Raw genomic sequence first — 1479 nt, forward strand, 5'->3', positions numbered from 1 at the left:
TAAAGCTGGACTTGAATTTGGAAAATTATTGACTGAAACAGCATCCCTAATGACAGGAGTTGCTGGAGCAGCCAAGGGAGGTGCAAAGCTTGTTGGCAAGCTTACCGAAAAAGCTCTTGCCAAATTAGTAGCTAAGGCTGAGGTAACGGCTGCAAAAGCAGGCAAAGACATCGCTCAATCAACGGAAAAAATAAGCGATAAAGCTGTTGCAGTTCATGAGCAAACAGGAAACAAAGCTTCTCAGACAATTGAAGAAGTCAGAAATAAAATAAAAGATATTTATCCAGAAAAAGACATTGCTCAATCAACGGAAAAAATCAGAGATGAAATTGCTAAAACTCAATATTTCACACAAGGAGAACATTTATGGTCAGACAGAAAATCCACTGTTTTTGAGCTTGAAATACCTCACAAAGGAGAAATAATTACTCAAAAATATGAAGTTTATGAGAGTGAAAAGCTGTTTAATCCTTACCGAATTGTTACTTGGATAGAAAAAGGGAAAGAAGTGACAGGTACAAATATTGAAAAGATGATAGCAGGAAGAGCGCCCATAGGATTTGATGATAAATCCATTGAATTCCATCACATATTGCAAACACATGATGGTCCTCTAGCAATGGTGACAAACGAGTTTCATAAAAAATATCATCGTATCCTTCATAATAGGCCTAAGGAAATGGGATCAGATATTGATAGAGATTTGTTTAAAAAGTTGAGAGAAGAACTTTGGATGTTATGTGCTGAATGTTATAAACCGAAAGATACAAAAATTAAAAAATAACAATTTATAGGAGAACAAATTATGAAAACTTACACCTTAGATGATGTTGCAGAGTTGGTTGAGAAATATAGTGATATTGTTGATTTTGGCACTGCAGAGGATGCGGTTAGTAATGAAAGGATTGAAGAAGCTGAGAAAATTCTTGGTGTAAAGTTTACAACTTCTTATAAAGACTTTTTAAAAAATTATAAAGGAGGAGAAATTGGAGGTGATGAAATATTTAGCATTTATAACGCAAGTTTTGATAAGTGTCCTGCTGGTGATATTGTTTTCTATCATTTGACGGATATAAAAAATGGTTTCGCAAAACCAAATCAGCTTGCCGTGAATAGAACTGATTTTGGTGAAACATTTTATTTTGATTACTCTCAATTTCGGGATGCTGAATGCCCACTCTATTGTGAGACAATGTCCGGAGAATCCCACTATTATGCAAGTAATTTTTATGAATTTCTCTGTAAAAGAATTAAAGAGCACGCAGGGGAAGATTTGTGAAAACCTATACCTTAGCTGATGTTGCAGTACTAGTTGATAAATATAGCGATAGTATCGATTTTGGCACTACAGATGAAGCAGTTGATGATGTACTAATTGAAAAAGCAGAGAAAATTCTTGGTTTGCAGTTTACGTCTTCCTATAAAAGTTTTTTAAAAAACTATGGAAGAGGGGAAATTTGTGGTGAGGAAATATGTAGC

General features: G+C 34.6%; 3 protein-coding genes. All 3 read left to right on the forward strand.

The genetic code is table 11. The annotated features are described in order from the left end of the window. Window positions 1-784, forward strand: a 784-nt coding sequence (locus tag ACFIJ0_RS00580) for an HNH/ENDO VII family nuclease (protein WP_375661362.1), incomplete at its 5' end; no start/stop codon positions are given. Window positions 785-805: 21 nt separating this feature from the next. Further along, complete coding sequence (locus ACFIJ0_RS00585; protein ID WP_375624299.1) at window positions 806-1279, forward strand: SMI1/KNR4 family protein; 474 nt, start codon at window positions 806-808, stop codon at window positions 1277-1279. Continuing rightward, a partial coding sequence (locus ACFIJ0_RS00590) for an SMI1/KNR4 family protein (RefSeq protein ID WP_375661365.1) occupies window positions 1276-1479 on the forward strand: 204 nt, incomplete at its 3' end. The genes ACFIJ0_RS00585 and ACFIJ0_RS00590, both read left to right, overlap by 4 nt.

The organism is Bartonella sp. OC68QHHN (assembly GCF_042193875.1).
Classification (GTDB): Bacteria; Pseudomonadota; Alphaproteobacteria; order Rhizobiales; family Rhizobiaceae; genus Bartonella; species Bartonella grahamii_A.